Source organism: Aeromonas sp. HMWF015 (assembly GCF_963878965.1).
GTDB lineage: Bacteria > Pseudomonadota > Gammaproteobacteria > Enterobacterales > Aeromonadaceae > Aeromonas > Aeromonas veronii.
In genome coordinates this window covers 1-6,925 of sequence record NZ_CAWNZT010000166.1, presented here as the reverse complement: position 1 = coordinate 6,925, position 6,925 = coordinate 1, and the positions used below count along the sequence as shown (strand labels likewise).

The 6,925-nt window shown below is 51.6% G+C and carries 5 protein-coding genes; all 5 read left to right on the top strand.

The window, feature by feature from the left end:
• A partial coding sequence (locus tag AACS18_RS08535; protein WP_219928016.1) for a hypothetical protein occupies nucleotides 1-483 on the top strand: 483 nt, incomplete at its 5' end.
• Nucleotides 467-1,489 (top strand): phospholipase D family protein, encoded by a 1,023-nt coding sequence (locus AACS18_RS08530; RefSeq protein WP_108614110.1) that lies wholly within the window; start codon nucleotides 467-469, stop codon nucleotides 1,487-1,489. The genes AACS18_RS08535 and AACS18_RS08530, both read left to right, overlap by 17 nt.
• Nucleotides 1,486-2,403, top strand: a complete 918-nt coding sequence (locus tag AACS18_RS08525) for a radical SAM protein (protein WP_043118724.1) — start codon at nucleotides 1,486-1,488, stop codon at nucleotides 2,401-2,403. Before AACS18_RS08530 ends, AACS18_RS08525 begins: the two co-directional genes overlap by 4 nt.
• Nucleotides 2,400-2,807 (top strand): DUF6375 family protein, encoded by a 408-nt coding sequence (locus AACS18_RS08520; RefSeq protein WP_016349990.1) that lies wholly within the window; start codon nucleotides 2,400-2,402, stop codon nucleotides 2,805-2,807. The genes AACS18_RS08525 and AACS18_RS08520 overlap by 4 nt, the downstream gene beginning before the upstream one ends.
• A gap of 13 nt (nucleotides 2,808-2,820) precedes the next feature.
• Entirely contained in the window at nucleotides 2,821-6,852 is a 4,032-nt protein-coding gene (locus AACS18_RS08515) for a hypothetical protein (protein WP_108614109.1), read from the top strand.
• Nucleotides 6,853-6,925: the final 73 nt, after the last annotated feature.

Below are 6,925 nucleotides of genomic sequence, written 5' to 3'. Positions count from 1 at the left end.
TTCTTCACCAGTTTCCCCCTGAACTGCTGTCAGGGGGCCTCTGTGGTGTTTGGAATGCTGGTAAAGCTTCTCCCCACACAGCACACAGTGACTGTTGTCAAAGGCGATACCAGGGATGGCCGTGAGTCGCACTACTGGCTAGAGATCGATGGGCTGGTCTATGACCTGACCCTGGATCAGTTTCAAGAAACTTTGGGTAACCAATTTGACGGAATAGATGCCCCACTATATGGGGCAGCAAAGCATCCACTACGGATGCACTTCTTCTACAAAGAGCGACATTCTGCAGTCCTGGCATTCAGTATTTTTTGCCAAAAGCATGCCAATACTGAGGAAGTCGATGCCGCATTGCAGTTCGTTCGCAGTAAGTTAGCAAATCTCAAGCCATCGGAGATAGAGCTGCCTATGGCTACTGCGAAGCTCCGGACTAAACGAACGATAACCGAAATTCGACAAGGGAAATGTCATGTTCCTGAACTCTGAGAATTATCTTTATCAGGTCAGGCAGCTAGTTGGCAGCAGCCAATATCTGGATCTAGCTATCGCTTTCTGGGGTAGTGGTGCTGAAAAGCTGTTCGATAACTGGCACGGTGAACGCCTGCGTATTGTCTGCAATCTAATGAGCGGAGGTACCAATCCACACGTAATCCGCCAGTTGAAGAATATGAAGCACGTAGAAGTACGATGCCTGAACAGTCTGCATGCCAAGGTCATGTTGAGTACGTCAGCTGGGTTAATAGGGTCGGCCAACTTTTCCACAAATGGTTTAGGTCTTGAAGACGATGAGAGCCATCTTTGGCACGAAGCAGGCCTGTTTACTCGCGATCTCAAGCAATTGGATGATGCCAAGGCTTGGTATGAAGCAATTTGGCGAGAAGCAAAACCTGTTAGCGAGGAAGCTTTGCTGCAAGCAGCTAAAAACTGGCGAAAGCACCGCGACAATCGCCCTGCTCTAGGGGAATTAACGTCGCTTGTAGGACAACCGGCTGCAGCTTTACGAGATCGGCAAGTCTATCTTGCCATTTACTGGGAAAGTGCAAGCCCTCATGCTTTACAGGTCTTTGCGGAGGTCCTGCATGATCTTGAACTGACCGACACGAGCATGCGCAGTGACATCGACTTCTTCGAAGATTGGCCAGATGACGAAAGTAATGCATTACCAACCGATGCTTACATCGTCTGCGTCCGTTACGGGAGAAATGGAGGAGTCAAAGTCGAAAATGCGTGGATGAGAGACCCTGACCTCGACAAAGAACCGCTCAAAATTCTCAGGAAAAAACACCAAGTGGCAAATTGGTCTTTCCCACAACAGGATCAGGCTCTACTGGCAAAACGACTAAAACCGTGGTTGAAGGCACTCAAGCTCAATGATGAGCGCTTATTCGAGAACGGCGCCCTTTGCATTCCGTTATTCGAATTCCTTGCTTGGGAAGAACGCAATATGGAACAGGTTCAAGGTCGAACTACTTTGGGTGATAATGCCTTATGAAATTAAGACTCGGCCCAAATGGTTTCCATTTATTCAATCGCTCTTCAGGTCTGAATGTTCTATTAGATGAGATGCATCCGACAGAAGCATCGTGGTCTAAGTCTCCCCGACAAGTATCCATTGCACTCACCAATGTTTGCGACCTTCGCTGCAGGTACTGCTACGCGCCGAAACACAAGGCATCACTGCATACTGACTCGGTGCTCCGATGGTTGAAAGAACTGGATTCTGAGGGGTGCCTAGGCATCGGATTTGGCGGCGGTGAACCAACTCTGCATCCTGACTTTGTCAACATATGCAAACGGGTTGCGGGAGAGACTCAGCTCGCGGTCACATTCACGACTCATGGTCATCACCTGACCCCAAAGCTGGTAGAAAGCCTCAAAGGCTCGATACACTTCGCACGCATTAGTATTGACGGGGTAGGTAGCACCTATGAAAAACAACGTGGAAAGCCTTTTGCTAACCTGCTCCGAGGCGTTGAATCAATTGCAGCTATTTCGCCCTTTGGAATCAATGTCGTGGTCAACGAGCACACTCTTACAGAACTTGATGTCTTAAGCGAGCTAGCCCAAAAGGTTGGAGCTAGCGAATTACTGCTGCTTCCTCAGCAGGCAACTTCCATGGCTCCAAGCATTGATGGAATAGTAAGCCAAGCACTTCAGGACTGGGTCTACAACTACAAAGGCAAGGTTCGCCTTGCGGTCAGTGAGGCAGGTGCGTCCGGTTTGCCTACGTGCGACCCTCTCCCGAATGAGAGAGGCCTGCAGGCTTATGCGCACATAGACGCTTCCGGAATGCTGCGTGCTAGTTCTTACTCGCCTGTCGGCACGAAGATTGGAGATGTTGGCGTTTTGTCAGCACTGGAGCAACTCAGAATTACCCTCGAGATAAAACGAGAGACGCAATCATGAAGATTTGGAACGGATATGGTTCTGAGCACTCGATGAACCTGGTTCTCATCGGGAGGTTCAAGCGAGCGCAAGACGCAGAAAAGGTTGAGAAGGATATTGAAAAACTCAGCATTCAGGCTTCCAAAGATGACTGCGACGCCATCTCTTTTGCGAAACCAGAAGATCAAAAATTTTCAGATGACATGCTTTCTTTGCTACGTACTCTGAACCTCTACACCTTAGGCCCAGCTGACCTTGGGCAGCTGATTTCTGACCATCGCCTCAAACGTAAAAACGACCAAATCACTGTTACGACAGACGAGTCTGAGGTGTCTGCATTTGTGAAGCTCTTCATCGAGGCAGGGGCGAAGGTCGAAATCTTCTCAGCGCACGACTACCCGTCTGATCCCGCCAACGCCAGCTGACAGAGAGAACGCAATGCCTGAAGCAAATTGGGATGTATTCAGAAAGTTGCCGGGAGCGGTGGAGAATAACTTCGAAACGCTTTGCCGCGCTCTGGTGCGCCGCCACTACGGACGCTTCGGTTGTTTTAAACAACTTGCAAACCAGCCTGGTGTGGAGTTCCACCTCCAGTTGCATGAGCCTTGTGCTCTCGGAGAGCCACCACGCTGGATTGGCTGGCAATGCAAATGGTATGAACTGACAAATGGACAAGACTTAGGGGCCGCACGCAAAAATAAGATCATCGAGGGCATGGAGAAGACGCGCAAGCATGTGCCAGGAGTGACCGATTGGAAGCTTTGGACGCACCACACGCTGACAAAGGGGGACCAAGAGTGGTTCTTCGCACTTGAGAAAGACCGCTTCCCCCAGTTGAAGTTGGATCTGCTGACAGCAACGGACATCGAAGACCTCCTGGTTGGGCCGGGAGCACTACTTCGAGAAACCTACTTCGGCGAGCTCGTTCTAACTCCTGAGCTTCTTGCGGAGCAGTACAAGCTCGCTGCAGCTCCATTCAAGACCCGATACCAACCAACAGTTCATGTTGTCGTTGAAGCCGAGGAGAAGGTACTTCGGAGCTTGGGTAGCCAGAGTGCTTGGAAATCACTGGTGGAACTCTCAAGTGCTCTCAAGACTAATTCCACGGACATTGCTTCGCTCACGAAGCACCTCAAAACAGAACTCAAAGCTGAAGTCGACGCGCTCTTGGGTCGAGCCACCGGGCTGGTTTATCTGCTTGATAACTTGCATACAGCGCTCGGCAAGGGGGACTTCGATGCTGTGCAGCAGATAATGACCTCGAACCTGTTGCAATCGGCACGCTATGACAGACTGCTCTCGAAGATGCGTGGAGCACGCTCCGCCGGAGCTCCATTAGCCGCAAACTTGGTTGCGGACATCCACGCAGTTTCTTCGGCAATACGTAGTTTGGAGCAGTCAATCGGCCTTCGAGCCGTGGCAGTACTAGCTGCTGCAGGCGAAGGAAAATCCGAGCTAGCCGTCAAGGTGACACAGCCGGATGGAGATTTCCCCGGCGGCGTCTTGCTCCTGGGCAAGAACCTTCATGCAGGTCATGGGCTCGACGAGCTCGCATCTGCTTTCAAGATTGCTGGCAAGCCGGCGGAAAGCTTCGACCGACTGGTTGAGGCGGTAGACGCAGCGGGACAGCGCGCAGGTAAGCGCATTCCGATTGTTATCGACGGGCTGAATGAGGCCGAAGATCCTAGGAACTGGAAGGATGAACTCGCTCGAGCGGAAGAGCTGCTGAAGGCCTTTCCATATGTCCTGCTAGTTGTCACCTTGCGCAATGAGTTCACGCAAATGTGCCTGCCAGAGGAGTTTCCTCAGGTTGAACACCAGGGGTTCCGGGAAGACCCGCAGACGGCCATCGACAAGTACTTTGATTACTACAAGATTGACGCCACCGACGCAGAACTGCCAATCGAGTTCTTACAGCACCCATTAACGCTCCGAATCTTTTGTGAGGTGGCAAACCCGCGTCGCCAGCACCTTGTCGGGGTGGAGGCACTGCCCAGTTCACTTACAAGCCTGTTCGAAGAGCACTTCAATAGGGTTGCCGAACGAGTGGTTGAGCTTTTACCGAGGGCACCTCGCATCTATCAGGATGAAGTGCAAGATGCTCTGCTGACGATCGCGCGCCTCCTTTGGGAAGGCAACGTGAGAAGCGTGGAATTCAATGCTGCTCGGACGGCTGTTCGAGACATGGGCTGGGATGCCAGCATCATTCGCGCGCTTGAATCGGAAGGAATCCTCGTTCGAACAACTACTGAAGCAGGTAGCCAAGGAATCGCATTTTCATACGACCTGATGGCTGGATATATGATAGCACGCCACCTGCTTCAGAGTCCTGGCTTGGCATCGTGGCTGCGAAGCGATGAAGGATGCACACAGTTCCAATTCCGTGATTCAGGTTCGCATACTTTCGCCTTTGACGTGTTTCGGGCTCTGGTTGGCCTGTATCCGCAACACCTTGGTAGGCGCCAGCTGTGGCAAGACTTATCGGACGAGAAACTCGTTCTGAACGCTCTGTTATTAACGCCGCAATCAGACCCAAGACACATCGGACGTGAAACGGTGGAGCGATTCGCACGCGCAATGCAGGAGTCGAAGCAGTTCGCGCATATTGCTTTCACGAGACTTCGTGGCATTAGGGCAGCGCGAGCGCATCCATTTGACATGGACTTTTTGCACAGTGTGCTGTTGTCCATGTCCAATACGCAGCGCGATCTATTCTGGTCGGAGTGGGTTCGCGAAAAGTCTAAGGAAGTTGAGGCCGATTTCAAGTTCCTGTCGTCCAGATGGAAGTCGGATAGTCTTGACGGGCGAGAAATTCGTCGGGCTCGCTGGGTGATGTGGACACTGACATCGACGTCCAGAAGTCTACGAGACCTAGCTACCAAGACCCTGTACGAATTTGCCATCAAACAGCCAACGGTGTTTTTCCAGCTGGCTGTCGAGTCAATTGCTGTTTCAGACCCGTACGTCCCCGAGCGGATGTTCGCCGTAGCCTACGGTGCGGCACTGAGCACTTGGTCGGATATCTATGCTGTAGAGATGCGTGAGGCCCTGCCTAGAGTTGCCCGTGAGATCTATCAAATGATGTTCGCGCCTGGAGCGCCGTATCCTACTTGGCATGCTTTATATCAGCAGTACTGCCTGGGAACTATTGCCATCGCAAGAATGATTGATCCGGGCTGTTTGTCTGAGGAAGAGGCAACTCACCTCCTTCCACCTTTTAGCCAACTACCCAATCCGTTTGAGAACACACCGCAATATGATCCAGTGATAATCGATGATGCGAAGAGTGAAGCAATTCAAATGGACTTCGGTAACTACACCATTGGGAGACTGATTCCAGGTCGGGGGAACTACGACGACAGCCATCCAGAGTACCAGCGGGTGTTGTCGTTAATCGTTTCGCGAATGCTGGTGCTTGGCTATAACCCCGAGGCGTTCGAAGCAGTTGACCGACACAGGAACCCTGGTCCCCGCAGTGGCGGTGACCAGCACAAGGTCGACAGATATGGGAAGAAGTATAGCTGGATCGCTTACTTCGAGATGTGGGGTGTCAGATGCGCACAGGGTCTCCTTGCCGAGTCGCGCGACGCTCGTCCCTCAGATGCGGATATAGACCCAACATTCCCGCCCGAAGCTGCGAGAATCACCCTTCAACTCCCTGATTTGTTCAGCGGTCAACCAACAGACTTTGGCGACTGGATAATGAAAGGGCCGCAACCAGACTACAGCAGCATCCTCGAAATAGAGAGTATTGATGGACTGACGGGGCCGTGGGTTGCACTTGATGGCTTCCTAGAGCAGGATACTCCCACCGATGATCGACAGATCTTCACCTTCCTCCGGGGTGTATTCGTGGACAGCGAAGAAGTCGACCGTTTATGCACGTTGTTTACTAGTCTTGATTACCCCGGCAATCATGCTATTCCGGAGGAGCCAAGCTACTACTACATCTATGCCGGTGAGATGCCTTTCTCCACGATTCCGGGACTGCTTGCCGCTGATGAGCAAGAAGGGGACCACTACGAATATATGGTGTCTGCTGAACAGTGGTCAGACAATGGTGTCGCAGTCGATATTCCAGTGCAGAAGTACAACTGGGAGAGCTACCACAGCGTGGTAAACCAGGTCAGCGGTGTGAGCCTGCCCGCTAAGTATATTTGTGAGGAACTTAGTCTCAGGTACTGCGCAAACACATGGGACTTGCACGATGCTTCAGGCGTGGCATCCCTGTACCGTGAGGTTGACGAACATGGCTCGCAGGCAAATGGTTCTTTCTGCTATCTACGTCGTGACCTTCTTGACAGCTACTTGACAGAATCTAACAAGGTGCTCGTGTGGCTAATGTGGGGGGAACGTGAACTTCATCATCGGTCAACTGAAGGTCTGAACATGTACGAGTACTATGCGAACAACCAGCATGTTCACAAACGTGTCCAAATCTATCAGCCAACTTTGAGTACTCAATCTTAAGGTTATAGGTCTCTAACGAACCAAATCTCAGACATATGTTATCTCCATGAACCTACCTCAGGGACTGCTTCGG